Origin of the sequence: Kiloniella majae (genome assembly GCF_002118315.1) — a bacterium.
Classification (GTDB): Bacteria; Pseudomonadota; Alphaproteobacteria; order Kiloniellales; family Kiloniellaceae; genus Kiloniella; species Kiloniella majae.
In genome coordinates, this window is record NZ_MTSZ01000009.1 from 1 (window position 1) to 26248 (window position 26248).

At 43.4% G+C, this 26248-nt stretch carries 19 protein-coding genes; 13 read left to right on the forward strand and 6 right to left on the reverse strand.

Annotated features, from left to right (window positions below; all coding sequences use genetic code 11):
- The 5 genes from BKB51_RS18535 to BKB51_RS18555 form a co-directional block, all read left to right on the forward strand.
- On the forward strand, window positions 1-1043 hold a 1043-nt coding region (locus BKB51_RS18535; protein WP_218044087.1), incomplete at its 5' end, for an IS5 family transposase.
- A gap of 210 nt (window positions 1044-1253) precedes the next feature.
- Window positions 1254-1946 carry a GntR family transcriptional regulator gene (locus BKB51_RS18540; protein WP_198946802.1) on the forward strand — a complete coding sequence of 231 codons (693 nt, stop codon included), beginning with the start codon at window positions 1254-1256 and terminating at the stop codon, window positions 1944-1946.
- 672 nt (window positions 1947-2618) lie between these two features.
- Entirely contained in the window at window positions 2619-4865 is a 2247-nt protein-coding gene (locus BKB51_RS18545) for a hybrid sensor histidine kinase/response regulator (RefSeq protein WP_085902616.1), read from the forward strand.
- An 8-nt stretch (window positions 4866-4873) separates the two neighbouring features.
- Window positions 4874-5584 (forward strand): response regulator, encoded by a 711-nt coding sequence (locus BKB51_RS18550; protein WP_085902617.1) that lies wholly within the window; start codon window positions 4874-4876, stop codon window positions 5582-5584.
- On the forward strand, window positions 5568-6179 hold the full coding sequence (locus BKB51_RS18555; protein WP_085902618.1) for a hypothetical protein: 612 nt from the start codon (window positions 5568-5570) through the stop codon (window positions 6177-6179). Before BKB51_RS18550 ends, BKB51_RS18555 begins: the two co-directional genes overlap by 17 nt.
- 25 nt (window positions 6180-6204) lie before the next feature.
- Here BKB51_RS18555 and BKB51_RS18560 read toward each other — a convergent pair whose 3' ends face one another.
- From BKB51_RS18560 to BKB51_RS18570, 3 genes are all read right to left on the reverse strand, one after another.
- Complete coding sequence (locus tag BKB51_RS18560; protein WP_125911878.1) at window positions 6205-6693, reverse strand: hypothetical protein; 489 nt, start codon at window positions 6691-6693, stop codon at window positions 6205-6207.
- A gap of 78 nt (window positions 6694-6771) precedes the next feature.
- Complete coding sequence (locus BKB51_RS18565; protein WP_085902620.1) at window positions 6772-7230, reverse strand: DUF3592 domain-containing protein; 459 nt, start codon at window positions 7228-7230, stop codon at window positions 6772-6774.
- 152 nt (window positions 7231-7382) lie between these two features.
- Complete coding sequence (locus BKB51_RS18570; RefSeq protein WP_085902621.1) at window positions 7383-7616, reverse strand: hypothetical protein; 234 nt, start codon at window positions 7614-7616, stop codon at window positions 7383-7385.
- 175 nt (window positions 7617-7791) lie between these two features.
- Between BKB51_RS18570 and BKB51_RS18575 the strand changes: the two genes are divergently transcribed.
- From BKB51_RS18575 to BKB51_RS18610, 8 genes are all read left to right on the forward strand, one after another.
- On the forward strand, window positions 7792-8193 hold the full coding sequence (locus tag BKB51_RS18575; protein WP_158090282.1) for a VOC family protein: 402 nt from the start codon (window positions 7792-7794) through the stop codon (window positions 8191-8193).
- A gap of 265 nt (window positions 8194-8458) precedes the next feature.
- A complete protein-coding gene (locus BKB51_RS18580) occupies window positions 8459-9814 on the forward strand; it encodes a hypothetical protein (RefSeq protein ID WP_085902623.1) in 1356 nt (451 codons plus the stop codon).
- Between the two features lie 189 nt (window positions 9815-10003).
- On the forward strand, window positions 10004-12085 hold the full coding sequence (locus BKB51_RS18585; RefSeq protein WP_125911879.1) for a hypothetical protein: 2082 nt from the start codon (window positions 10004-10006) through the stop codon (window positions 12083-12085).
- A complete protein-coding gene (locus BKB51_RS18590; protein ID WP_125911880.1) occupies window positions 12021-13190 on the forward strand; it encodes a hypothetical protein in 1170 nt (389 codons plus the stop codon). The genes BKB51_RS18585 and BKB51_RS18590 overlap by 65 nt, the downstream gene beginning before the upstream one ends.
- A gap of 12 nt (window positions 13191-13202) precedes the next feature.
- Window positions 13203-13754: an RNA polymerase sigma factor gene (locus tag BKB51_RS18595; RefSeq protein ID WP_085902626.1), complete on the forward strand. Its 552-nt coding sequence runs from the start codon at window positions 13203-13205 to the stop codon at window positions 13752-13754.
- Window positions 13755-13756: 2 nt separating this feature from the next.
- Entirely contained in the window at window positions 13757-14374 is a 618-nt protein-coding gene (locus BKB51_RS18600; protein WP_085902627.1) for a zf-HC2 domain-containing protein, read from the forward strand.
- The gene (locus BKB51_RS18605; RefSeq protein ID WP_085902628.1) at window positions 14374-15936 is read left to right on the forward strand and encodes a S8 family serine peptidase; all 1563 of its coding nucleotides are present in this window, start codon (window positions 14374-14376) and stop codon (window positions 15934-15936) included. The genes BKB51_RS18600 and BKB51_RS18605 overlap by 1 nt, the downstream gene beginning before the upstream one ends.
- 222 nt (window positions 15937-16158) lie before the next feature.
- Entirely contained in the window at window positions 16159-16887 is a 729-nt protein-coding gene (locus BKB51_RS18610) for a hypothetical protein (protein ID WP_125933057.1), read from the forward strand.
- A gap of 72 nt (window positions 16888-16959) precedes the next feature.
- Here BKB51_RS18610 and BKB51_RS18615 read toward each other — a convergent pair whose 3' ends face one another.
- The 3 genes from BKB51_RS18615 to BKB51_RS18625 form a co-directional block, all read right to left on the reverse strand.
- A complete protein-coding gene (locus tag BKB51_RS18615; protein WP_085902630.1) occupies window positions 16960-23631 on the reverse strand; it encodes a DUF5801 repeats-in-toxin domain-containing protein in 6672 nt (2223 codons plus the stop codon).
- A gap of 370 nt (window positions 23632-24001) precedes the next feature.
- Window positions 24002-24892, reverse strand: coding sequence for a succinate--CoA ligase subunit alpha (gene sucD, locus BKB51_RS18620; RefSeq protein WP_085902631.1), 891 nt, complete (start codon window positions 24890-24892; stop codon window positions 24002-24004).
- Window positions 24889-26100: a malate--CoA ligase subunit beta gene (locus tag BKB51_RS18625; RefSeq protein WP_085902632.1), complete on the reverse strand. Its 1212-nt coding sequence runs from the start codon at window positions 26098-26100 to the stop codon at window positions 24889-24891. Before BKB51_RS18625 ends, sucD begins: the two co-directional genes overlap by 4 nt.
- Between the last annotated feature and the right edge of the window lie 148 nt (window positions 26101-26248).

Here is a 26248-nt window from a genome sequence, read left to right on the forward strand (position 1 = left end):
GACTACGCTTTACTCGCTCTTTCTTTGAAGGTCCCATCATAAGTCTCCAATATGTAAACTTATTTCAGGACGCGACAATGGTTATGAAACAAAGCTTCAAAACTCAACCCGCCCTTTTCGCCACACATGACCTTTTGGACCATCCTGCGCTTAACGCGCTTGAGGGTATAGAAGTATTGATCAATTGGACTGCACTGGAACCGTTGTTACCGCAAGGAGAAGGTCGGACTGGTCGCCCGGGCTATGCAGCGATGACGTTGTTTCGTGCTTTGCTTCTGGGAGTTTGGCACAATCTGTCTGATGTTAAGCTAGAGGCTCAACTGGCTCGGGATTTGATGTTTCGCAAGTTCTGTCGTCTTGAGATGGATCAGGGTGTGCCTCAAGCCTCGACCATTGGACGTTTCCGAATTGCATTGGAAAAGGCAGGGCATCTGGACGCTGTGCTTACACAGATTAATGACCAACTCAGTCAATCCAACGTGATCCTTCAAGAGGGTCGTGTCGCCATCGTTGATGCCACGTTGGTGGAGGCAGCACAAAGCGGATTACGAAAATCAGATCCTGAGGCTGGCTCTCATGTGAAGGTTAATGCAAAAGGTAAAGTTCAGGCCAAATGGGGCTATCAGGCATTTGTGAACTGTGACGAGGATGGATTTATCTTTGCCACGGCCCTGACGCCGGGCAATAAGCACGAGATCAATTCCTTGACTGGTCTGCTTGATGGTAGCGAGGCCGCGCTTTATGCCGATAGTGCCTATTCCTCACAAAAGGTTCGGGAATGGATGGCAAAGCGAGGCATAACCGACCAAGTTCAGCGTAAAGGTTATCGAAACAGGAAGCTTTCAGCAACAGAGCGTGCCCGTAATGTCGAGATCGGCGTTACAAGAGGCCGTGTTGAAGCAATTTTTGGGTCAATGAAAAGGCTCTGGGGAATGGGGCGCTCCCGCTTTATGGGCCTCTCACGAACCTATGTTCAGTTTACACTCGCGGCTATCGGATGGAATTTAACTAAAGGAGCAAGGTTCCAAAAAGCCTATGGATAAAACGGCAAAACAACCCAAACAGACTCTTTGGGAAACATCGAGTAAGTTGTAAAAGCCTTTGCTCCAAGGCAAAAGAATCACACTTTATTTATAATTACTCAGATTAAAGCGTTTTGCTCAGGTCTTATTAATTTAATTGATAGCAGAAACAAGTCTTGATAAACGATGTGTAATTGATCAAAAATAGCTCAAACACAAAGGGGGAATTCATTGGTAAGAACACTTAAAAAGAAATCAAAATCCCCAAAAATCTCTTTAACAGAAAAAGCCTATAGAGAATTAAAGCGGCGAATTCTGGAAAATGAGTTACCCCCAGGAACTCAACTTATGGAGGGGGAGCTTGCTGAGTTATTAGATATCAGCCGAACACCTGCGCGTGAGGCTATGACACGGCTGGAAGTGGAAGGTCTTGTCGAAGTACGTGCCCGTCATGGTATGAAGGTAAGGCCTATATCAGTTTCTGATATGAAAGAGATTTATGCGCTTTTGACCGGGTTGGAATCAACAGCTGCATGGCAAGCAGCAAACAGAGATCATTCAGAAGATGAAATTAAGGCCCTGAGGGATAGTGTGCAGGAAATGGACGATGCTTTGCAGGCGCAAGACCTTAAAGCTTGGGCATTGTCTGATGAAAAATTCCACAAACTTCTGGTTTCTATGAGTGGTAACAACAGGCTTATAGAATTAGTTGGTCGTTTTATTGATCAGTCTCATCGTGTTCGCATGTTGACTTTAACGCTTCGCCCCGTGCCAGCACAATCAAACGAAGATCATGGGCGAGTTGTTGCTGCTATTGAAGCAAAAGATGCAGACACAGCGCGTCGTGTTCACCGTATCCACCGCGAAAAGGCCGGAAAATTACTGGTGGATCTTTTGGAAAAACACCATCTTACACAATTATAACTTATGAATGGCACTGGCTTGTCTCTAGAATAAGCGCGTTATTTTAAAGAAAAAAACAAACCAGGTTGACCCTAGTCCAAGGATTAAAAACTGTATCGTAAAGATACTCCATATGAAGGTCTGTGAGGATGAAATCCATACCGAAATGCAAAGCGTAATACTTACCAGAAAAACCAAAAGTACCTGGGGACGTATATCGTACTGAATTTCTTCTAATACCCAAAAGGAAGAGTAAATTGCCAAAAAGCTGAGGGTAATTCGTAAAACCCATTTTGGAACTATAATTGCCCAGCTATTTTGCCATCCTAAATAAACAGCGATCAGATGTATTGATACGATAATGACAGGTATCAGAAATTCTGATTTCACAGTATTAATACTCCCGGATTTAGTAAGCTATCTGACGTTTATTAGAGCTAATATTCTATTTCTAATAGAGCGTATCTTTGGTTTGTATCATTCTGATGTCCTGTTTGAGTGATTGTTTCTTACCACGTTATTGTTGGTCTATTTCATCGTTTTAGGTTGTGGTAAAATAAGTAGCTGAATTTTTCAAAACCCATTACGAATAGATAATGGTACAATTGATACAAATAACAATTACTCAGACATCTTACAGATACCTTCATCTTCTAATTTAGCCTGAATAAATCGCAGCATTTGGGCTCGTAAATGAAAGAAGGTGATGGAGTGAAGTCTATTTTTGAGATGGAGTTACAAATGGGATCTCAAATGGGGACTGGTTTTGCGACCTTTGATAACGCGGGGCATTTACTTTCGATCAATGATAGCTTTTTGGCGCTCGACGATGAGGCACAACGGTCGTTAAAAGGTTCTAAGGTCGAAAAATTTATTCTGGAAAAGGCATTAGCATCTTTTGTGCCGACGTCAGAAATTAATGATCTTATTGATAAATGGGGTTCTGATCATGGCAGCTTTGTTCGGAAAAACTTCACCGGAGAGGCATTCTTGCTCTCACATTACAAAACCGCTGAAGGTGGAACCTGCTATTTAAAAGTTCCATGCAACGAACAAACTAACCCCCAAACACTGCCGTCCTCTGAAGTATTATTGGATGCTATCCAGTCTTTGGATATTGGTATTGCTCTCTATGACGCTGATTTATGTTTTGTTCTTTCCAATAAGAAATATATAGATCTTGTTATGCCGGATAGCGATGCTTTACGTCCGGGGCGGAATATACGGGATATCACCAAAGATTTTGCTTCGTTCAAAGGCTTTACTTTGCCACCAGACCTCTCTTTGGAAGAGTGGATAGATAAGGTTGTTCTGAGTATTACCAGTTATGAAAAGGATCTGGAAATACCACGCCCGGATGGCCGCTTGTTTCTTGGTTCTACTCATAAAACTGGAGGTGGCGGATACCTTGTTACGATAAAAGACATTACCAAGCAAAGAGAAATGGAAAACGCTAGTCGTGAAGCGGATATGTTGCTCCATAAAATTGTTGAGGCATGTCCCGCTAACTTTCTGGTTTCAAGGGTTTCTGATGGTAAAATTATATATTGTCCGCCTGCATCACGTGATCGGTTTGGTGATATAGAAACGGCTAAAAGCTTTTTCATCAAACCTCAGGATCGTGAAGATTATCTCAAAGCTTTGCTTCCGAGTGGAACATTGGATGACTACAGGGTTCAGTTCCGTCGACGAGATGGCAGCATTATGCAGGGCCTTACTTCTGCGCGCGTGACCGATTACAAGGGCGAGGATGTCATCGTTTCGTCAACGCGAGATATTACCGAACAGCTTCAAATGCAAAAAGAATTGGAAGAGCAGCGGGAAATTGCCCATCAAAATGAAAAAATCTCTGCTTTGGGCGGGTTGCTCGCTGGTGTTGCCCATGAATTGAATAATCCGCTTTCTATCGTTGTGGGTTATGCCTTGATGTTACAGGATAAAACTGATGATCCCGAAGTAAAAAGAAGAGTTGACCGGATTGCAATGGCTGCAGAGCGCTGCGCCAAAATTGTAAAAACATTTTTGGCTATGGCCCGGCAACGACCAATGCAGATTGAAAACTGTAATTTGAACGAAGCCGTCGAAGTTGCCTTGGATGTTGCCGGTTATGGATTGAAAGTATCCGGCGCAGAAATATCTTTATCTCTGGCGAAGGATCTGCCTTTTGTTGCTGCTGATCACGATCAGATGGCACAGGTTTTTACCAACTTGATTGTAAATGCGGAACATGCGCTGTCTGAAAAGGGAGAAGAGAGTAAGTTAGTTATTCGCTCTTCATTTGATGATTTGTTAGGTGAGGTTGTGGTCGATGTCATTGATAATGGCATTGGCATTCCGAAAGAAATACAGGCCAGAATTTTTGAACCCTTTTTCACAACAAAAGACGTTGGAAGCGGAACGGGAGTTGGACTTGCTTTTTGCCATCGAATCGTAGATGCCCATAATGGAAATCTATCCTTCCGATCTTCTGCAAAAGGCGGCACTTGTTTTTCCGTTCGAATGAAAGCTTCTGAAGTGGTAGAGGAGAATAAAATTGCTCCTGATCTACATGATGAAAAGCATTTAAAACAAAGTGTTTTGGTCGTTGATGATGAAATCGATGTCGCGGATCTCATTCATGAAATTCTTACTGAAGACGGTTATGACGTAACAGCAATCAATTCAGCTAAAGATGCTCTTTCAGAATTAAAATCGCACTCATACGATGCAATTTTAAGTGATGTAAAAATGCCAGGTATAGATGGTATAGAGTTCTTAAAGCGGATTACTGCTGAGTTTCCTGAGATGGCTGCTAAAACGGCTTTTGTAACCGGAGATTCAATGAGCCCGGAAGTTGCGGATTTCATCGAAAATTCAGGATGCTTACACTTGGAAAAACCTGTCTCTCCGGACGAACTTGTCAACATGATGCGATCACTTATTCAAAAAACTGGGAAGTAATTTTTTACATGAGTGCAAATGGTTATAAAATTATTGTCTGCGATGATGAGCCACATTTACGTGAAATGGTTGCCGAATATTTAAATGATCGTGGCTATAAAATTATTGAAGCTGCTGATGCTAAAAACATGCACGAAGCGTCAGAAAAGCATTCCCCTGATTTAGTCATTCTGGACATTAATATGCCGGGTGAAGATGGATTGACAGCTCTTCGTAACTTACGAAGTAACTCTGATGTACCGGTCATTATGTTGACCGCGGCCTCAGAGGTAGTTGATCGTATCGTCGGATTGGAAATGGGGGCTGATGATTATCTTGCCAAGCCTGTTGATTTACGTGAATTAGAGGCAAGAATAAAGGCCACTTTACGACGACGTCCCGGAACGCTGTCAGAGCAAGTATCATCTAACACTAAAGGATCTGTAAAGTTTGGTTTATGCAGACTTGATCTTGATAGCGCACAGCTCTTTGATGAAGAAAATAATGAAATTGCCATAACGGCTATGGAATTTAGCTTGTTACGTGTTTTCTCTGAAAATGTTGGTCGTGTATTAAATCGAGATCAGTTACTTGAACAGGCACACGATAGAGGATGGGAGCCGTTCGATAGATCTATAGACCTTCGTATCTCTCGTTTGCGTCGAAAGATTGAAACAAACCCGACAAAACCAGAAATCATTCGCACAGTCAGGGGGATCGGCTATGTGTTCGGATCGTAGAAAAAGCCATGTCTCGAAAAAAACACGTTTGAAGAAATTTGCGTCTGTTTTTGTTTTGACCAGTCTGTTTGGCTGCGGAGAGAATAATCAACCTGACTATCACTACAAGAGTGAACAGTATGCTGATTTTGCCAAATCTCTGGCAGTAGATTTTGTTTCAGTCAGTGATCTGGAAATATCGGAAAAAACAGGGATCACTGATCTTACAGGAACAGGACAGAAGCTTGTGTTTAAGCTCCATGTGAGTATCGGGGATGGCATGCCTGATATTCCTGAAAAGGTTACAATTAGTGACGTATCTATTTATACGAAAGATTGGGAAATTAGTGCAATCTTGCCAGATAGGGCTGATAAACTTGTTTTGAATAAAATCTCATCTGAAAGATATGTCGCAGATTTCTACGGTGAGGGAGCGTATATCATTCAATCCAAGGATGAAGACGCGAAAGCTTCTGTTGTTACAACGATGCTATTTCCTGATGGTAGTGAACAACAAAACAGACTTGTTCTTCGCCTCAAGTCCTGGCCATTAGACCAGGACGGCTTCATCTATAGCTGGATGAATTTTTGGCGAATATTTGGATTTTACCGATGATCCTGTTCATCAAAAAACAGATACATTAATTCGTTGGAATGGGGAGTTTAACCTCTTGAGCTTGATTACCAGAGCAAGGAATATTCTCAAGGATAATGTTGTTCTTATCCATTCCCTTCAATACACTTCCACAATCCCCGGAAGACATAGACCAGATTTCCTGACTGGATTGTGTTTCAACATTCAGATAGTAGGCTTTGCCCGTACCGTTATATCCTTCTGTCGCGACATAAAGTGATTTTTTATCTTTTCCCCACATGAAACTGGTAATAGAGAAAGCCCAATCTCCGCCTTGCCAGGTTCTTTTTGTTGTTGTGTAGGGGCCAACTATCGGGGCATCAAATTTTAACTTCACAATTGAAATATTGGTTCCGAGAGCATCATCACAATACACATCCACAGCAAACTGCCCAATTGGCTGTACATATCTATCTGAGGTACATTTTTGGCTTGCATTGTGAACTGCGGGCTTTTGTTGATCTGCCTTTGTTACTGATGATAAAGGTAAAGTCATTATCAGTAAGGCGCTGAAAATATTTGTTTTATTAGTGATTATATTCTTCATTATAAAAGCCTTCTAGTATTACTATGATTATCCAAATACTCTTATACGGGCAAGAAATAGAAGAAATGCTATGAAGCCTGAAAGACTAAACATGCTCCAACTCATCCACTTTAGAAACGCTGCACCTGCGCTATAGCTATCACCAAATATGGTCGCGATCTCGGGATTTTCTGGTAAATAGAAAACGGGTACTTCTTGTCCAATTTTTATGTTTTGGTATGTTTCTGGTGAAATGGTTTCTTTTCCCAAGTATTGTTCTTGGTCTTTGGAAGCAAAGCTATAAGAGGCTTCGTATCCAAAGTTTTCTGATCTACGTCGTTTAGAGTTATATCTGGTTTTGACGTTCTTATCTGTAATGGTACCAATGACCTTTACGCCGTTAGATTCAAGATTGTTAGCATTTTGCTGTTGAGCGTTATACAAATAGAGTGCGCCAGTACCAATGATTGTAAATAGTACTGCAAATAAAATTCCGACAATTTGCATTGTGCACTCCTAAAGTTTTCAAGCTTTTCTATGTTCAGATACTTATGAACTAGGCAATAATAGGTGTGTTTGTTGTCAAAAATGCATCGTTAATGGTTTCAATTGTATCAACGAACCGAACATGTACCTGACAGACTTAAATTTTGTGGAAGTCATACGTTTTCGATGAGTTCATGATTATCAATTAGATTATAAAGTCGAATGGAAGATTCTCTTGAAGAGATCGTATTACAACCTTTCGAGTTTCTGATTACAGGCACTGGATCAACTTTTTGAGTTTCCTGATCAATAATAACATCATCCAAAAGATCAGCAAAAATAAGAGTATAGCAGTCTCTTGAATTGTCGGTTCCTGATTTTTTGATATCTGTGCAATAAGTAATCATTGTAAACTCCACTTTATTCTTTCGTTTCTGACAACTTGTAACGTTTGTCGAGGCAGAGGTTTGAATGGTTCAAAAATATTTTTATATAAATTTTGAACCTGATTTTATGGCGCAACGACTTACTGGTTTTTATGGGTATTGTTTCTTTATTAAGCGTGAGGAAAAGGGGATTGTTATGAAACTCGGATTTGTTGTTATTTATGTAGAAGATGTTCAGGAAGTTCTTAATTTCTATCAACAGGCGTTCGATCTGAAAGTTCGTATGGAATACAAAGAGCATGACTCTTTGCTCTATGCAGAGCTTGAAACCGAAGGCGCTATTCTTGGTATTGCTTCTCATATAATGGGGAAGGACAGTTTTAAGGGAGATTATCAGAAATTAACTGTCAAAGGTCTGCCGTTTGGCCAAACCATGGTATTTGTGACCGAGGAAGTCCACCAAAAGTGGGATGATGCGGTAAAGGCTGGCGCGGTAACTGTTTTGGCTCCTCATGGTAAGCCATGGGGACAGACAGTCGCCTATTTACGTGATACAGCCGGGACGCTTATCGAAATCTGCACACCTATGAACGGTTGATGTTTCCTGAAGGTATCTCTGATACAATAGATACCTTAGCTGAAATGCGATTGATATATATACCACTTAGAATAACGCCCCGATGCTTTGGATTATTTATCTGAACATCGGGGCGTCTGTCTTGGGAACAATCAGATACATATAAAAACATTATCTGAAATTTTTTGTAATTCATTTTGAACCTTTCCCGTTTTCATACCGTCAGACCCTGTAACGACAACATTGCGTTGCTCGAAAACGTAGATTGATAAAGCAGGAGATCAAAATGAATAGATTTAAAAAAATACTTCTAGGTGCAAGTGCTGCTGCACTTGGGATGAGTGTAATAACCACAAATACTGTTTTTGCGGCATCCAGCGGAAATTCTGAGTATGTACAGAATGTTGACTTAAGTTTTCCTGGGTATGCGGCGGTTATTAATGTGGAAAATGCTTCAGGAAGTAAGTCTGTAAATAATGTCAATTTACAGGTTCAGGAATCATCTATTGATATTGAAGCTGCTGGGTTTGTACAGTGTGGCGATGATAAAACAATGGATTTTAGTCACGCTGATATTCATTTTGGCCCTCTCGGTATGTCTGGTGATAAAATCAATGAAGGATCAAGTCTTTATAATAAGAGTAATTTTGTGGTTAGTTATAAAACCCGTATTGGTTTTGGGAAATGGGTGACCGAAAGTGCTGGCGGTGATGATAAAATCTTTACTGTGCCTTTAAATCAAATAAAGAATGGTCATCCGGCTATTCGTGTTAACGCTCTAGAAGAGCTCAATAAGAAATTACAATCCCATCTACAAGGGGGAGGGTCCAAGGTTGATTTTTATAAAAATGATCAGCAAGTTGTATTGCAAAGACCTGTTTCTCTTGCTGGATGGTGTAAAAAATCAAAGACTTTTAGCGAGGCTGTACTTAAAGCAGGCTTTGAAACGAAAAACTTTACAATACAGGTGAAGTATAAGGGAGATCCCACGCTTACAGATAAGCCTCTGTTAAACGCACAGTTGGGACAGATGGGTAATAATCCGCAGTACAATAACAATCAGTCTTTGCTTTTAAATCAGGCAACATTCCAACCTAATATGCCCCATCACATCGGGAAATGTACCGAAGGAACGCCTGATCCTAAAATTCGTGTGAACTACAAAGGAGCAGGTAAAGGGACTGTGCGTTTTAAAGTTATCGTAGAGAATAGTGAAGGTAACTACGTGCTTCCAAACGTTTATCTCGGCAGTTATGATTCTCAAAGCCAGATAAACAGGCACTTTGATTTTGACTATCCTTTGATTGATAAAATGTACAATCATTATCAGTTCAAGTGGTGGGCGACGATTAATAAAACCTACGAACATGCACTGACGATTGAAGCTCAGGTCAAAGATCAAAACAGTGATAGTTATGGACCTTGGGAAGAGTTCGGTTCGGCGACTTTTAAGCATCGTTGTACGCCACAAGTGAATGTAAATGTTGGTGGAGCTAAAGCAGGTGGTTACCAAAGCCAGGATAATGCAAACCAACCAACTGTTAAGCCAATCTTGCAAACAAAACCTCAGCGAGCTCCTCTGAGCAAGGCTGAACCCAAAACACAAAGACCTAAACGTCTGATAATTCAAACACCTCAATAAGCCTAGATGAACGGAGTGTGGCAGGGCCTAAAACAAGGCTCTGCTACTCTTTTATTATGTAGTTGAAAATGAGTTCAGCTTTTATTGATACAATTGATACACTTTGGATTATTGTTCAAAATACTGATTTCTATAGTATCTTGGTGTAAAATTGTACGAAGTCTGCCTTGGGGAACATCAGGCGTGCGTTTGAAAATTAGAAAAAAGATGCAGTATGGTTTTGGACCTCTGATAGCGGCAATGGTTTTGCCGTTTTTCTGCGTTCAACCAGCCATGGCAGATTGGGTAGCAGATTTTACACCCCCTAAAACATCTGATGCAAAAATACTAATAGATCTTCCGGATGATTTGGATGTGATAACTCTGACACAACTTGGTGTCGAGTTGGACGGTATTGATATTACGTCACTTCTTTCCCTTGATGGTGTTGATTTTATATACAAGCCTCTTCAGGCTCTTGAGGGAAATGAACACACATTGAAATTGGTAACGTTAAATCCTGATGGTACGTCAGAGGTAAGGCAGCAATGGACTTTTACGATAGCTGATGATGGTACTGGCTCTGCTGGTAATGTTTCTGATTTGAATGAAAGCACCCCTGAAATTGAAATGGCAGAACGGTTACTTCGTTCGGCTTATTTTCGGGCTGATACATTAACCGAATTCAGTCGACGTGTTGTACAGCAAAATATCGGGCATGCCACCAATCGTTCAACTTTATCAGGTAGTGGTGATATCAACACAGGTTTTGCCGCCGGAAAATGGACCGTGGATGGTCATGCAAATTACCTGGTGCAAAGTGATGTTGATTTTGCTCAGACTGAACGTACGATCGATTTGGGTGAATATGACGTAAATGCTGATTATCAGGGCGATACCGTAGTCGGTGGTTTTTCACTCGGCCATCATGACACCGGATTGGAAACACTTCTTGTTTCTGATTTTTATCGTCGCGGTGTTTCCGCACGACTTGGTACAAGTGACAGCAGGGTGGAAGCACAGGGCTTTGCTTTTGGTACGGAATCTGTCTCTGGCGCCGCGGATCTAACAGGCCTTAACAGTACGGAAAACCGCCTTAAGGGCGTTAGTTTGGCCGTAAAGCCTTTTTCCACCGATGTCGATGCATTGAAGTTAACTGGCACTTATTACGATGGTTTGGGCGAGGGAAGTGGTATCGGTCTTTCCGATCTGGATAGTGCTGCCTCTGGTTCTGGATGGGGCGTCGGTTTGGAAAAAAGCTTTGGCCAAAATAGAACCCGTTTAAAAGCACAATACGCTCACGCCCTGTTTGATCAGGATGGCGATAATGGGGATGCGCCAAAAGATAGCAGTGATGCTGTTTCGTTTTTGATCGAACATGGTCTGTTTGAAGAGGCACCTATTGTATGGGATGACGCATTGGATATTGACGTTGGCTTTGGGTATGACCGCGTTGATACTTTCTTTGAAAGCCTGGCCAACCCGGGACTGGTTTCTGATCGTGATGCTTATTCCGCTTATACAAACCTCTATTGGGGCGCTTTATCCGCAAACCTCTATGCATTACATGAAACCAATAACGTTGATGATTTCGCAAATGTTCCAACAGATCGTTTGGAGAGTATTGATTTTGGTCTTAACTATGCTTTTGATCAACAAACGGGATCAACAGAATGGCTAGGAACACCCTATATCTTTATGAACAGTTATCTAGCCAGCCTGGGGCGTGTTAAAACGCCAGTTGGCTATGATGGTGGTGATACAGATAATCTGTCATCTTCTATTACATTAGGTGGCGGTGCTAACTATGATGACTGGTACTGGTCTGCATCCCATAGCTATTCCCGTTTTGATGATTATACCAATGTATCAAGTGATACAGTCAACAATCTGACTGGTTTTAACGTTGGGTGGATTGTTTCAGACCGGCTGGATGTTAATGGCGGCACACAATTCGGGGTGTTTGAGGACCTTGATACAAATAAAAACAGCTTTAGCACAAACCTTTATCTGGGGGCGACAGCAGAGCTTGTTCCAGATAAAGTTGACTTAAATATTGATTATAATTTGAACCTTGCGAACGGTAGCGGCGACTCATCTGATAGTCATATCGTTAATAGCGAGGTAGAATGGACCTTCCTTCAACCTCGCACCAATCGCCCAGGTTTGGCATTGGCCCTGAGAGGATCAATGGAGGAATTCAATGGAAACACAGATAGTGCTCAAAATGAAACAGAGTATCAGGCCTACATGGTTCTGCGCGTTAAAGCACCATTTTCGCTTAGCTATTAAGGCGGTTCTGGTTTCGGGTGTTATATCCGGGGCGGGTCTAACCGCGCCAATGGTTGCCGAAGCGAACGTAACCTCGGTTACCGTTACGCCGCAACGTGCAAATGTTAATGTTAAAGGTGCATCAGCTCTTTCGTTGACATGGAATGTTACAAGGTTTGAGCCAACGGCTCCGACCACTGTTCCAGTCAGTTCGACAAATGCTGTTCTTCAAATTAATGGCTCTACTGTTGCGAATTTAGGCGGTACTTTGTTGAAACAATCATCTTTGGCTGCGGCGCAAAGTGAAACACTACGTTTTAGCGAAGTACTTTCTATTTCTCCTGCTTTGGCCAGAAAAATAGCAGAAGCCCCCACAGGATCTGTTCTGATTTCGAGAACCTTTACGGACACACAAACAACAGGCTTGGCAAGGCTTTCGGTTTTTGCTGGGACAGGTCAGGGCGGTGCGCTCAGTATCAATCGTATTGATCTGCGTTTTGACAATGATGCCAGAACAGATGTTATCGCCCAGGGTGATACTAGAAGGGCTATTGCAGAGATAAACTTCCGCAGTAGTGGTCTTTTAAAGGGCGAATGGCGGATCATTGATCCCACAGCAAGCCTTGGAAGTGCACGCGGTCGTATCCTGCAAGTAGTGCGTCAACAGGTTGTAAGCTCTGGGCAAGGTCGGACCCGGATAGTAAGTCCGGCACTGCCAACGGCTAAGAACGGTCTTTATCTACTGACATTCAGTGTCGAAAATGCGGATGGTATCGCTGAACTTCCTGTGTTGAGGTACTTTGTTCTGGAAGGGACAACCAATAGACCCGAAGATAACCTGACAACACTCAGCCCTGGAAATGGAGTAAGAGTTAGTCAGGATACTGTTTTTGCTTGGGAGAATGTTCCCGGTGCTCTTGCCTATCAGGTTGAAATATTCAATCCGGGCCATAGCAAAGTGGTTTCAGGGAAAGTTGTATCCGCGAAGGATTTAAAACTCAAACTGTCCGCTTTTTCTCTGGATAACCTGACATCTGGTGAAAGTTATGACTGGCGATTGCGTGCTTTTGATAAAGAAGGACGGGTTATTGGGTCTTCGCCCCGTCAATTGATATTTATGCCATAGAGATCTTTTTTGATGACAGAAAACGATACAGCATTTTCTTTACTAAAACGTGTCAGCAAGGGCGATGAATCCGCCTTTGCTGATTTTTATAATCTGTTTGAAAAACGTTTGTATCTTTTTATTAAATCAAAATTGAACGATTCATTCGAAGCAGCCGACATACTAAATGAAACCTTCTTGGAGGTTTGGCGCAAAGCCGAAACCTTTGAGGGGCGTTCAAAAGTATCAACCTGGCTATTTGGAATAGCGTATTACAAGACGGTGGATCGGATGCGTAAAAGAACAGACATACCAATGGATAGTGACAACTTTCCGGAAACTGCGGATGATAGTCCTGATGCAATGGCGTGTCTTTTGACTGCTGAAAAAAGTGATCATATCAAGTTTTGTCTTGATACTTTAAAGGCAGTACAACGTGCCGTGATGCAGTTGGCGTTTTTCGAAGACCTTCCATATTCAGAAATTGCCCTGATTGTGGACTGTCCGGAAAACACCGTTAAGACCCGTATGTTCCATGCCAAACAGGCGATGAAACGCTGCCTGTCCAACCGTATGGGAGGCTGAACATGAAAAAGGAAATTGAAGAGCTCTTGCCGTTCTATGTAAATGGAACCCTTGAGGGCGAAGAGCTTGAAGTCGTCAAAAAAGCCTTGGCTGAAGATGAGGTCCTTCGAGATGAATGTACTTTTCTGGAAAATATGAGAGATGAAGTACAAAATCAGGATCTTGGAGTATCTCCGGGTGAATTTGGGTTAAAACGTTTACAGCGGGATCTTGTGAAAGAAAGAACCACTGAATCACAAAAAATGCCACAGAATGATAACGTCAAAAGTGGTGTTTGGCGGATCGCAACGATTGCGGCCTGTATGATGTTCCTTGTTCAAACTGCTTATGTTGTACCGCTTTGGCAGCAGAATAATGATCTGGTTGCAGCGAGTGGTGGCAACATCGCGCACATTCGTGGTCCGATACTCTCGGTTACTTTTGTGCCTGAGGCGCAGGAAGAAAACATTCGTGAGCTCTTGTTGGCTGTTGATGCCCGTATCGTTGATGGACCGTCTGCACTGGGCGTTTACAAGCTTTCTGTATCAAAAGATCCGGATGGGGTTATTTCAAAGCTTCAGGCCCATAAAAATCTGGTGGAAACCGTACAACGAGACGGCGGGGAAAGTGGTGGGAAGTGATGTTACGCTATTCTTTAACTTTCCTTGGTTTCCTGCTGCTTTCAGTCGGATCACCAAAAGATCTACCTGCGCAAACATCTGCTGACCCTGCTGCTACGTTACCGGGAACAGCACCAATACCCGCGAACGCAAGAGCAACGGGGAACCCAAACCCTGTTGATCGTCAACCCAGCCCTACGCAGCCAGAGACCGTACAACCTGGTGAAATCACTTTTACAGGCCTCAGGGCAAGTTGTGTTCGTCCGGGAACGATACTCACCATTCAGGGCGTGAATTTTGATAAAATTCCAAAGAGTAACCGTCTTGGGTTAAATAATGCTGGCGAGTTGGTTGAGCTGGAAATTTTAAACAAAAGTCAGACGAGGATTTCAAGCTATCTACCTAAAAAGAATATTGAGTTAAATACTGCTTATGATCTCGTATTCTATCAAAAAAATAAAGAACATGTGTTTGATGAAACGGGGCTGAGTGTTCGAACTTGTCCATCGAATAATACAGTCTCTAATGATAGATCTACTTTACAGGATGTCATTATTCTTGTGGAAAGTACACAGGAAAACCCGGTACGCTCAGAGCTTCAAAGACGAGGGTTACCCGTTGTTGATGTATATAACCTAAATGCTTTACAGTCGGTTTTAATTCAGACACGTGCAACAAATGCTGCCACTGTTATTCAGGAACTCAGAGCAGTTTTCCCGGATGCCGAGATCGACTTTAATAATGACCTGACGTCTTCTGCCAAACCACGTTTATACGCACAAAAGGCGATTGGCTGGGACCCGGACAATGGGTGTCAAACTACACAGCTTGGTTTCCCCGTCGGTTTATTGGATGGTGCAATAGATCAGCACCATACTGCCTTTGTTGGGCAGTCAATTGTATCTCGTAATTTTTTAGGTAATCAAACCGTTGACTTAAGCCACGCAACTTCAATCGGATCTATTTTGATCGGGAATGATCAAGAACGGGGTTATCAAGGTTTGATCCCCGGGACAATTTTATATAACGCTGTGGTTCTAAGGCTCTCAAACTCAGGGGATCAGTTGGCCAGTACGGTTGCTGTTTTGCAGGGACTGGATTGGCTACTCTCTAATCAAGTTCGATTGATTAATGTTTCCCTCAGCACAGCAACAGCGAACAGGGTGCTAAACAAAGGATTTGGTCTTTCGTTAGAGAAGGGCGCAATTGTCTTTTCAAGTGTTGGCAATCAAGGTCCCAAAGCCCCTAGAAGTTACCCTGCGGCCATAGACGGCATCTTCTCAATTACTGCAATTGATTCCCTGCAAAGAATTTATCGCGATGCTAATCAAGGTGATTTTATTGATTTTGCTGCGCCGGGCGTGGATATCTGGACAGCAGTTCCGGATAATGAAGGAGCTTATGTATCCGGTACATCCTTCGCAACGCCTCACGCTCTTGCTGTGGCGTCTCTTATCCTGAAAAACAATCCAAAAATTTCCCGTCAGGTTTTATCACGGGCTTTGTCTTTTTCTCTGATCGATCTCGGCGATCCCGGGCACGATCCTGTATATGGGGCAGGATTACTTAAAGGCACTTGTTAGTGTTTATCTGATTTATTTTATTTAAAAACAATAAAATAAAAGAAAATTTTTTTATTTGAACCATTATTCCTATTGCTCCGACTTAGTTCTGAACAAAACATCAAGTGCTGCCGTTAGGTAGTGAGGCTCTAAGGCCAGGAATGAGAAGGAAGTATCATGTTTAAACGCATAAAACCTGTTTGTTTGGCTCTGGTAACAATGGGATCAATAGGGATAACTGCAATGTCAGCTCACGCGTGTAATGAAATCACAACTGTTGCACTGCAAGGAAGTGATACAGCAATTTTAACTGTCCGGGTTAACGATGTAATTCTCATTAATCACAAGGGACCCCATTCTAACGCAATTCCGGCTAATTTCCTGTTTGAAGGCGATAACGATTTCCAAATTGAATTGGTTACGGATGATCCCGCGGCAACAGGCCGTGCAGAGGTTTTTGTCGCTTGTCAGGGGGATTTTCCAGAAGAGCCGGGTAAAAATCAGAATGTATTGGCTGAATTACATCAAAAGGGAGCAGGGGAACAAAGCACCACTTTTCAAGCCGGAGCTCAACCGGCATTCAGTTACTTGACTGGCGAAATAACGACTGATGATGGTTTACTCGAAGCGATTGAAGTTATGTATCAAGCCGCCGCCGACGGCGACACAGAAACTTATATAGCTTTCTTTGAGCCGATGATGACAGATTTACCACTAGCGGGTGGCCCGCCACCGGAAATGATCAAGGGGATGGTCGCTGAATTACTGAGTGGCAAGTACACGGTCAAATCATCCAAAAGCATTCAGGTAAATAAAATTCTGGGCGGTCGCGCCTATCAGGTTGTGAACAGCAAAGATCAGGGACCAATTCAGTTCGAAGAAAAAACTGATGTTGCGACTGGGCGTACTACAATTTCTCAGGGCGCTTTTTGGTTAAAAACGGATGATGGTTGGAAAGTTTTCAGACCATAGGGTGGATACGAAATAAACAACACAAAACCCCCGCTTTAACAGCGGGGGTTTTTATTTGATCGATGTTAGAGCTTATCCAACAACAATCATATGCTCATCATTATCCAGAACGACTGTCAGGATATCTGTTGCATTTATGCTCTCCATGACAGCAACTTCTGTATAAGTCACGCCATCGCTAGATACTTCCAGTGACGTGGTTGCCCCTGTATCTGTAGCACGTACAAAGTTCGCAACAACATCTGTATTGTCGTCAAAGACAATCAGGTCACTGATATCAAGAATATCGCCCTCGGCTTTGTCATAGTCAGTAATGGTATCAACGTCGGTACCAACAGTTTGACCGAAGAAGAGGAAAGTATCTGCGCCGGTACCACCAGTTAGTGTATCCGAGCCAGTACCACCAATCAGAGTATCGTTCCCACCGCCAGCGATTAAGGTATCATCACCATCACCACCGACGAGAATTTCCCCGTCATCCGTTCCAGTAATAGTAGAACCGTCTTGATATTCAACGGATACCTCAGCTGTATCAGAGGTAATTAAATCCGATATTGTATAGTCAAACGCGCCGTCTTGAACTTGGACAATATCTGTACTCTCAATTGAAAGCTCTGCTTCGTAGGAGCGGCTGCGATCAGAATCGTTACTGATATTGTCTGTGGATTGGACTCTGATGTAATAGTTTCCAGAACTTGTCGCTGTATAGCTTTCTCCGGGGTTAAAGTCTGAATCGATAACTGATCCTACGGGGCTAAAAAGAACAACTTTTAGGTTTGAGTTACCACTAAAGCTTTCTAATGAGAATGTTTCCCCACTAAGTAGTGCAATTTGATAACTATCGCGATCAAACCGTCTATCTGAACCATCTCTAGCATCTTTAATCCGGCCTCTTATATCAAGCAAATGAACAACTTCATTTGATGGTGTGCTTCCATCTCTAACCCAGTTTGAGCGATTTAATCGAGTTGCTTGATTATTACCGGAAGTATCTCTATCGCTATTACGATCTCTTCCAACGACATGATCATAATAACGATGATTATGGTAATCATAGCCATCAGATCCATATGATCTCTCAGAAATTGTCTGAACAGTGCTACCTGATCCAAATCCGAGACTGGATATATCCATACCGTCCGGTGTAAAGGTAACGACACCACCGCTTTCGCTGACCGTTCCGTTTACTGGATTATCGACATCAGTCAGCGATGTACCTGAATTAATTTCATCATTAAACAGCAATGCTGAATCCGGGATGTGAATATCACCGGATGTGATATTTGTCAGAATGATATCGTCAATTGCATCAACTGGTTCTGGCATAGTTACACAGACTTTCAGATCTGCAGAAGAGGGATCACCGTCACCATCAACCATGGTGTAGTTAAATACCTCTTCAAAATCACCACTTACAGATCCCGGAGCGGTATAGGTGTAATCCCCTGTAGCTGTATTGACGACAAGCTTACCGCCTTCTTTGGTTGAGGAGATGGTGATCATACCATCACTGCTACCGTCCCCGGCATCAGTATAGGTTGTGCCATCGTGAAGAACCTCGGTAATGGCAACTGCACCAAATCCATCTGCACCCGGTTGATCATTCGCAAGTAAGTTACCACTGGCTTCTGCTCCACCAAGTGTACCACCCAAAGCATCCGCCAGGTCATTGAAGTCAGGAACACTGACAAAGCTATACAGGCTCGCCGGGATAGAAGGATTAACAGCATCGCCGCCACCTGTATTGAGGAAATAATCCTCCAAACCGTCTTCAACCGAAGAACTCGGACCAATTCCTATACCTGTTACCTGTATATTATTGTCGACAATTGCTGTGGCAATATTACTATCGATTTCATCATTGTTGCTTGTACTGGTATCGTTTGGTTCACCATCGCTGATGAAATAGAGATGGTTCTCAAAGGATGATAAGGCTGTTACAGGATTGTCCAGATACTCTGAATTGGTTCCGAACATGGACACCATTCCTGCATCATAGTTTGTTGAACCTGAACCGTCATAAGCACCGTGAATTGCTGTAAGTTGATCATCCAGGGTTGTTGATGACAGAGTACCGTCATTGTTAAGACGCTTGAAATCATCAAGATTAAGCGTTCCACCAGCGAAACCATCAAAAACAAAGGTGCCATAGTCTTCGGCATTTGTTCCGAAGGTTACCAGTGAAAATGCCAGTGTTTCCAGTGCAGTGCTTTCTGCTACCAGCTTGTCAATAAAGCTGCGAACGCCATTAACCTGTGTCTGGTAGTTTGACTGGCCAATGGATCCACTTTCATCAATAACAAAGCCGATATTGAGCGGTGGTGTTTCGCCCGGTAGTGCAACAAGGTTGAGTTTGTCCTCAACGGCTACAGGTTCATCGTCCTTGATACGGATTTTGAGATCCGCTGATGATTTATCGCCATCATTATCGAGGATAGAGTAAGTAAAGATATCTTCGACTTCATCATCTGTTGCCGATCCCGGCGCACCATGCATGACCGATGGTTGGCTTGTATAAGTATAGTCACCAGCTGAATTGCCACCTTGATCATCCAGATAGATTTCCAGGGTACCTTTCGCCGTTGTGATGGTCAAAAGCTTGCTGCCATCATCATAAGTGGCAGAAGGTGTGCCCACTGTTGGTCCGGTCAGGACACCATCATCATCAACACTAAAGCTGACACCATCGATATCAATACCACAAATCCGGTCCAGACCATCTGCGCCAGCATCGTCGTTATTGACAACATTACCGCTAAGGCTGTTACTCAGACCAATTGTACCGACAAGGACGTCAGCCAGATCTTCGAAGGTTGCGGCATTTAAAACTTCACCATCATTGGCAACAACACTGCCATCAAAGAAGTTGACAAAATCACTCGGCTGAACGCCGCTGCCTATACCCACAGCTGTAAAGCCGATGTCGCCGTCCAGAAGGTCGGCTTTGCCGCCGCTGTCTAGCACAATAGATGCATTACTTAGCGGTGAGGCACCGTTATTCTGTTCTCCGTCACTGAGGAAGAAGATCTGGTTATTGGAACCCGGAACATGCTCGAAATCACCCCCACTGTCAGAGAAGAGCATCTCCATCGCGGCTTCATAATCTGTCGCGCCAGAATTAATGACGCCACGGCTGGTTCCATCAAGAGCGGCTTCTGCAGAAGCAAGATCAGTAAAGGTACCAAGATTTGCAGCATTATCACCAAAGGCCACCAGTGTTACGGAAACACTTGCTCCGGAAGCAAAAAGCGTCTGAATAAATGTTTTTACACTGGCAATTTCTGTGGCCAGATCGCTATTGCTGACTGACCCACTGAAGTCCATGACAATACCGATATTTTGCGGCTGGGCGTCCTTTTCAACTTCGGTGACACATTCTTCATCATCATGAGCAAGCGGGCCGTCATCTTTTACAATGACATCGACCGAACCCCAGTCATAATCCCAATCTCCGTCAACAATTTTGACGTAGAATTTCATGGGCAAGGGATCATTGTGATTATTCGTATTTGGGTGCTTCAGAGCGATAAACTGTTCGTATTCATATGTACCGTCTGGATTTACTGTAAAGGTGAAGGCAACTTCACCGCCAGTCCACCCAGTGAGCACATTACCACTTTGTGATGTGGTAATCGGAGTGTCTGTTTCAGCGGTTGTTATACCACTCGTGTTCGTTGAAATTTTGATGGCATCATTATGAGGGGACCAACCATAGTCAGTTTGTGGTCCGTCTGCACCGAAATCAAAGATATCAAAAGCACCACCATCTTTGATAGATACATTGGTATTCAAATCAGTCTCATCGACCATTACCATTTCCTGACCACCAATATCAGGACCATCATCAAGAACTTTGAGGAGGACGTTGCCGTAAGCTTTGTCGCCGTCTCCATCCTTGATTCGAACGGAAAACTTCATACCAATTGGTTCGTTATGGTTATAAGGGTTCCAGTGTTCTAGTGCTTCATATTGCTCATAACTGTATGACCCATCCGGATTAACCGTGAACCTGAACACTTCTTCGCCATCAGCTGTACCGATTAAGGTATCTCCGGATTGGCTCGTACTGACAGGATGATTCCCATCGGATGTTCTGATGGTGCCAAGAGAAAACATACTGATACGAATATCGTCAATGGCTGGACCATCAGCGCCAAAGTCGAAGGTATCGAATACACCTGAATCTGAAATAACCGCGCTATTATCAAAATCGGTTTCATCGACACAGAGGAATTCATGTCCACCGATCTTAGGGCCGTCATCATCAAAGTTGATTCTCAGTTTTCCGATATTGCTCTGGTCGCCTTCATCATCAACAGCAAAGAACCTTAGTTTCATTGTATTGATGTCTTCGTCGTGACTATAGGTCTTTGGATGTTTGAGTGACAGATACTGTTCGACATAGATATCTACGTCATTTTCACCATTTGTAAGATCAGCACCAATTGTTACGACAAAAGCCAGTTCACCATCTTCGCCACCGACCCGTCCATATATAACAGAAGGATCTGAGTCCGAAGAGTAGAGATTAATATGTGAGCCATCAGTTGTTTTTACACCGCTGTATGCGCCGTCATAGTCAATAAAGCGAATATCTTCGAGATCGTCAGGGGGGGAGAAGCTTGGGCTTGAAGGACTATCTGTATCTAAAGGTCCATCAGAACCATCTACTTCGTCATTCGAGCCGTCAGTGTAGAGATTCAACCCGTCTGATATTGATGTAAAACCCCGGCTGACAATTTCACCACCGACTGCACTATCAGCAGCCATTGCAGTTGCCAAAATAGTTTGTGCATCTGAAACGCCGGGGACATCATTGGCAGCACGCCATTCATCGGATGTCTGCACACCTTCTGTTTCATCCAGATACAATTTTGCGTAGCGAACAATATCAGGAACATCTTCTTTGATATCAAAAATGAAGCTACTTTCAGCAATGGCGGTATTGTTTTCCAGCGTTAATTCATCTGTACCAACATCTGTTTCCTGTTCTTCAGCGATAGCTTGAACAGTAATGACAACCGGACCATTTGTATGAGTAGGACCTTCTTTATAACGACCACCGTTTTCTGGTTCCTGAGGACTAGTTGGTAATTGTTCATCTGTTAGTGTTGTGATGACTGGTGTTTCACCACCTTCACCGCCCTCTACATCAACACCGGTTGTCGTATAATCATTGGTATTGAAGGCAACTAGACCGCCGAATGTTGTGAAGTCCACTGTTTCTGACGGATCAAGGTCGGGATCATCCGGGTCAGGAAGATCACCTGTATAGCGAATTATATATTGAACAAGTTCGCCTGCTTCTTCCGCAAGCAGGGTTTCTTCACCACCTTCACCGCCGTCATCAGGAACAGGATCAGGTGTTATCGGTCCGAAAATTTCCCAGCCTTCAGGTAATTTTGTGCAATCTTCGTTGATTGTAAATCCAGCAGGAATGCCAGATAAGACAAGGGTTAGCGTTTCGGAACCGTCTTTGTCACAAAGCTCGGCATTAATAGGCAGTTTAATGACGCTTTCTTCACCAATGACACCATTTTTACCACCATCCAAAAAGACTTCATTGTCATCATCATCGGGGATGTCTTTGATTTGGTCTCTAATCTGGATGTCAGGATATTCGTGCTCACCGCCTTCACCACCTTCGCCGCCGTCATCACGTCCAAGAGATAACAATGGCATATCCGCAGCAGCATCAATAATGGCTTCAACTGAATAAGGAAGGACTGCTGACAGACCTGAATCTGGATCGGTGATAACCGCCGTACCGGATACAATAATATCTTCATCTGAATCTGGAGGGGGGAGGATAAAGACATCATCAAAGTTGTCAGGAGAAATAACAGCAGGGAAGGTGCCAGTATATTCATCGCCTAATTCAGAACCACCAATAAATAAACGCGCGCCGTCTGGTAAGGCGTCCATAACCACAAAGTCCAAGGTCTCATTATCTGCAGGAACAAAAGTAAAGACGACCTGCATAGGAGCTGCAGCAAGCTCAAGAGAGTCTTCACCACCTTCGCCGCCAAAAGGATTGTCATCTTTGTTTAAATCGCCGCCTGGCAGGTTCTGGTTTGGTAGCCAGTCTTCAAAGCCTCCAGCAAAAGTACCAGATATACCGCCTTCAAAATCGGGTACTTCTGTGAACGTTGTAATAAAGGTAACGTCAAATGTTCCCTCTGCTGGATCGGTAACTTCATCATCTGCACCTGGCAAACCAAAATCAAGTTCAGTTGGTCCAATGACACCTTGTGCAATCAATAGATCAATCACGCTACCGGTATCTTCACTATAGACGCTACCGCCACCGCCAGCTGCTCCGGCTGCTCCTGCACCTGCAGCAGTTTCAAGAGGTAGATCACCAGCTTGCGCCAGTACAAGTCCAATTAGCTGACTTGCTGCGACTTCAGTTCCATCAATAACGAGAACAGGAGCGTTCCCGTCGCCAAATTCACCAGCCAGATTTTCAAAGACGATACTACTTTCTGGTGTGCCGTCTCCATTAAGGTCAAAGTTTAAAACCAGATTTTGACCATCAACGACTGCTGCAGCTTGGGTTGCATCAAAGTTTAACTGTAAACGCTGTCCAGCTTGCGCAGTAATTGATTGAGAGGTACCAACAGCGGGTAAATCAATCGAAAGCTCTGTGGCTTCTTGGCCTACAGCAAGAAGAGGTTCTTGCTCTAACGCTTCGATTTCAGATGTAGCGTTGCCGGAATTACGGGGTGTGTTTGAATCTGACATTCTAGCCTCCTCGGGCTCCTAGTACTGGCGCTGCCCCCTCAGGCAAATCAGTCAGGCCACGGTTGAGGAAAATGACTCAAATATAATAACAGTATTTAAAATTTTAGATAGATTTAATATTTTAAAAACTACATATAAATGTATGATTTTGTCGTAATGTTGCGTATGTATTGGTGGATTATAAGAAAATATTCGTAATGATCTTTATTTTTATAATCATTATTTCTATGTTTATTTCAGATATTGTTTAGTTAATTTTAAAAAATTATTTTAAGCGTTATTTTGGTGTTTATTATTTAAATTTACTTAATATTTTTCAATGAAAAGCTGTACGCAACTTTAGAAGTTACGCACAGCATCGTTTTCAAGTCTAAGAAGCCTTGGATAAGGACTGAGCAACCGTTGTTCCTATTAAAGATGGATCAGGGGCGATCGAAGCACCGACTTCGCGCAAGATACCTACCTTTTCATTGGCGCTTTCCCCAAAGGCTGTGATGATTGCACCAGCGTGACCCATCGTACGTCCTTTGGGAGCACTTAGCCCCGCAACATAGGCGATAACTGGCTTGGTCATGTGATCTCGGATAAAATCAGCTGCTTCAGCTTCTTGTGGTCCGCCAATCTCACCGATCATCACAACCGCTTCTGTTTTTGGATCTTGCTCAAACAGCTCTAGAATATCTTTGAACGAGCTACCATTGATAGGATCGCCACCAATCCCGACACTTGTTGATACGCCAATGCCCAAAGCCTTCATTTGTGATGCGGCTTCATACCCCAATGTTCCGGATCGACCAACTATGCCGACAGAACCGGGGAGATATATATGACCTGGCATGATGCCAAGTAATGCTTCTCCCGGTGTTATAGTTCCGGAGCAGTTTGGTCCGGTCAAGCGCATACGTTCTGTTTTAGGATATCGACGCATGTAACGTTTAACACTCATCATATCTTGTGCCGGAATACCGTCCGTCACAGAGACGCAGAATTCAATGCCAGCATCGGCGGCTTCCATTATGGAATCAGCTGCAAAGGGTGGTGGTACAAATACAATTGAAGCAGAAGCACCAGTTTGTTCTACGGCATCTTTTACGGTGTCAAAAACGGGAACACCGTTAACGATTTCACCACCCTTGCCCGGAACAACGCCCCCAACAATATTGGTGCCATAATCCATCATTTCCTTTGTGTGGAAACGGGCAATTTTACCGCTAATCCCATTGACAAGGACCTTTGTGTCACGGTTTAACAGAATGCTCATGACGCGACCTCTCCAAGAATTTGGATATTGTTAGTTGATTTAGTTGTGTTTTGCCATGCTTCTACAGAACGCTCTGCTGCTTCGGCCAGAGTACTGGCACGAATAATCGGTAATCCACTACTGGCTAGGATCTTTCTGCCTTCTTCTACCTTTGTTCCAGCCAAGCGAACAATCACCGGCACATCAACAGGGGTGTTTTGCAGGGCTTGCACGATACCTTCGGCAACCCAATCACATCGGTTAATACCAGCAAAGATATTCACGAGTATGGCTTTTACATTGTCATCGGCCATGACAAGGTTAAAGGCCTTGGCGACACGTTCTGGTGATGCACCGCCCCCAATATCCAGAAAGTTTGCAGGACGACCGCCGGATACTTCAATGATATCCATTGTGGCCATGGCCAGTCCGGCGCCATTTACGATACATCCAATTTCGCCATCCAGCGCTACGTAACTCAGGCCTCGATCAGATGCTTGGGACTCACGTTGATCTTCCTGGGATTTATCCCGTAACTCTGAGATATCAGGATGACGGAAGAGAGCGTTGTCGTCGAAAGTCATCTTGGCATCAAGGGCGACAATTGCGCCTTCGCTTGTTACCACCAATGGATTGATCTCTACCATTGTGGCATCAAGTTCACGAAATGCCTGGTAGCAACCAATGATCGTTTCCACTGTTTGTGGAATTTGTGCCGGATCAACGCCAAGCTTGAAAGCGATTTCCCGTGCCTGAAAGTCAAGCATCCCAACAGCAGGTTCAACAATGGATCTAATGATGCTGTCTGGGTGACTTTCAGATATTTCTTCGATCTCCATACCACCGGAAGCCGAAGCAACGACCATAATTCGTTCGGATTTACGATCAAGGACAAAGCCAAGGTAAATTTCTCGTTCGATATGAACACCACCTTCGACATAGACACGATAGATAAATTTACCGTCGGGACCTGTCTGATTGGTGACAAGGCGTTTTCCGAACATTTTGTTTGCCGCATCAAACACCTGTTCTTCATTTTCGCACAAGGTAACACCACCAGCTTTACCGCGACCACCTGTGTGGACCTGAGCCTTGACGACCCAATTGTTTCCCCCGATTTCTCGGGCGCGGTATGCTGCTTGTTCGGGACTATAGGCGAGGCCTCCGCGTGGAATGGCGACACCAAAGTTCGCAAGGATACTTTTTGCCTGATACTCATGGATATCCATGAACGTTCCTTCTCAAAAATCACTCTGTTCAACTTGCCTGATACCTTTGCAAACCAGGGTATCTTTACAAACCGGGAGCTGGGTATAAGCAAACCGATAAGTTTTGATTATGAAACGCTGATTTTGAAATTGGCACAACACTCTAAAA

What these genes read in the sequence shown, in the direction of transcription:
- BKB51_RS18545 (WP_085902616.1), top strand. Translation starts at nt 2,619, where the DNA reads ATGAAAGAAGGTGATGGAGTGAAGTCTATTTTTGAGATGGAGTTACAA.
- BKB51_RS18550 (WP_085902617.1), top strand. Translation starts at nt 4,874, where the DNA reads ATGAGTGCAAATGGTTATAAAATTATTGTCTGCGATGATGAGCCACAT.
- BKB51_RS18555 (WP_085902618.1), top strand. Translation starts at nt 5,568, where the DNA reads ATGTGTTCGGATCGTAGAAAAAGCCATGTCTCGAAAAAAACACGTTTG.
- BKB51_RS18560 (WP_125911878.1), bottom strand. Translation starts at nt 6,693, where the DNA reads ATGACTTTACCTTTATCATCAGTAACAAAGGCAGATCAACAAAAGCCC.
- BKB51_RS18565 (WP_085902620.1), bottom strand. Translation starts at nt 7,230, where the DNA reads ATGCAAATTGTCGGAATTTTATTTGCAGTACTATTTACAATCATTGGT.
- BKB51_RS18570 (WP_085902621.1), bottom strand. Translation starts at nt 7,616, where the DNA reads ATGATTACTTATTGCACAGATATCAAAAAATCAGGAACCGACAATTCA.
- BKB51_RS18575 (WP_158090282.1), top strand. Translation starts at nt 7,792, where the DNA reads ATGAAACTCGGATTTGTTGTTATTTATGTAGAAGATGTTCAGGAAGTT.
- BKB51_RS18580 (WP_085902623.1), top strand. Translation starts at nt 8,459, where the DNA reads ATGAATAGATTTAAAAAAATACTTCTAGGTGCAAGTGCTGCTGCACTT.
- BKB51_RS18590 (WP_125911880.1), top strand. Translation starts at nt 12,021, where the DNA reads ATGAAACAGAGTATCAGGCCTACATGGTTCTGCGCGTTAAAGCACCAT.
- BKB51_RS18595 (WP_085902626.1), top strand. Translation starts at nt 13,203, where the DNA reads ATGACAGAAAACGATACAGCATTTTCTTTACTAAAACGTGTCAGCAAG.
- BKB51_RS18600 (WP_085902627.1), top strand. Translation starts at nt 13,757, where the DNA reads ATGAAAAAGGAAATTGAAGAGCTCTTGCCGTTCTATGTAAATGGAACC.
- BKB51_RS18605 (WP_085902628.1), top strand. Translation starts at nt 14,374, where the DNA reads ATGTTACGCTATTCTTTAACTTTCCTTGGTTTCCTGCTGCTTTCAGTC.
- BKB51_RS18610 (WP_125933057.1), top strand. Translation starts at nt 16,159, where the DNA reads ATGTCAGCTCACGCGTGTAATGAAATCACAACTGTTGCACTGCAAGGA.
- BKB51_RS18615 (WP_085902630.1), bottom strand. Translation starts at nt 23,631, where the DNA reads ATGTCAGATTCAAACACACCCCGTAATTCCGGCAACGCTACATCTGAA.
- sucD (WP_085902631.1), bottom strand. Translation starts at nt 24,892, where the DNA reads ATGAGCATTCTGTTAAACCGTGACACAAAGGTCCTTGTCAATGGGATT.
- BKB51_RS18625 (WP_085902632.1), bottom strand. Translation starts at nt 26,100, where the DNA reads ATGGATATCCATGAGTATCAGGCAAAAAGTATCCTTGCGAACTTTGGT.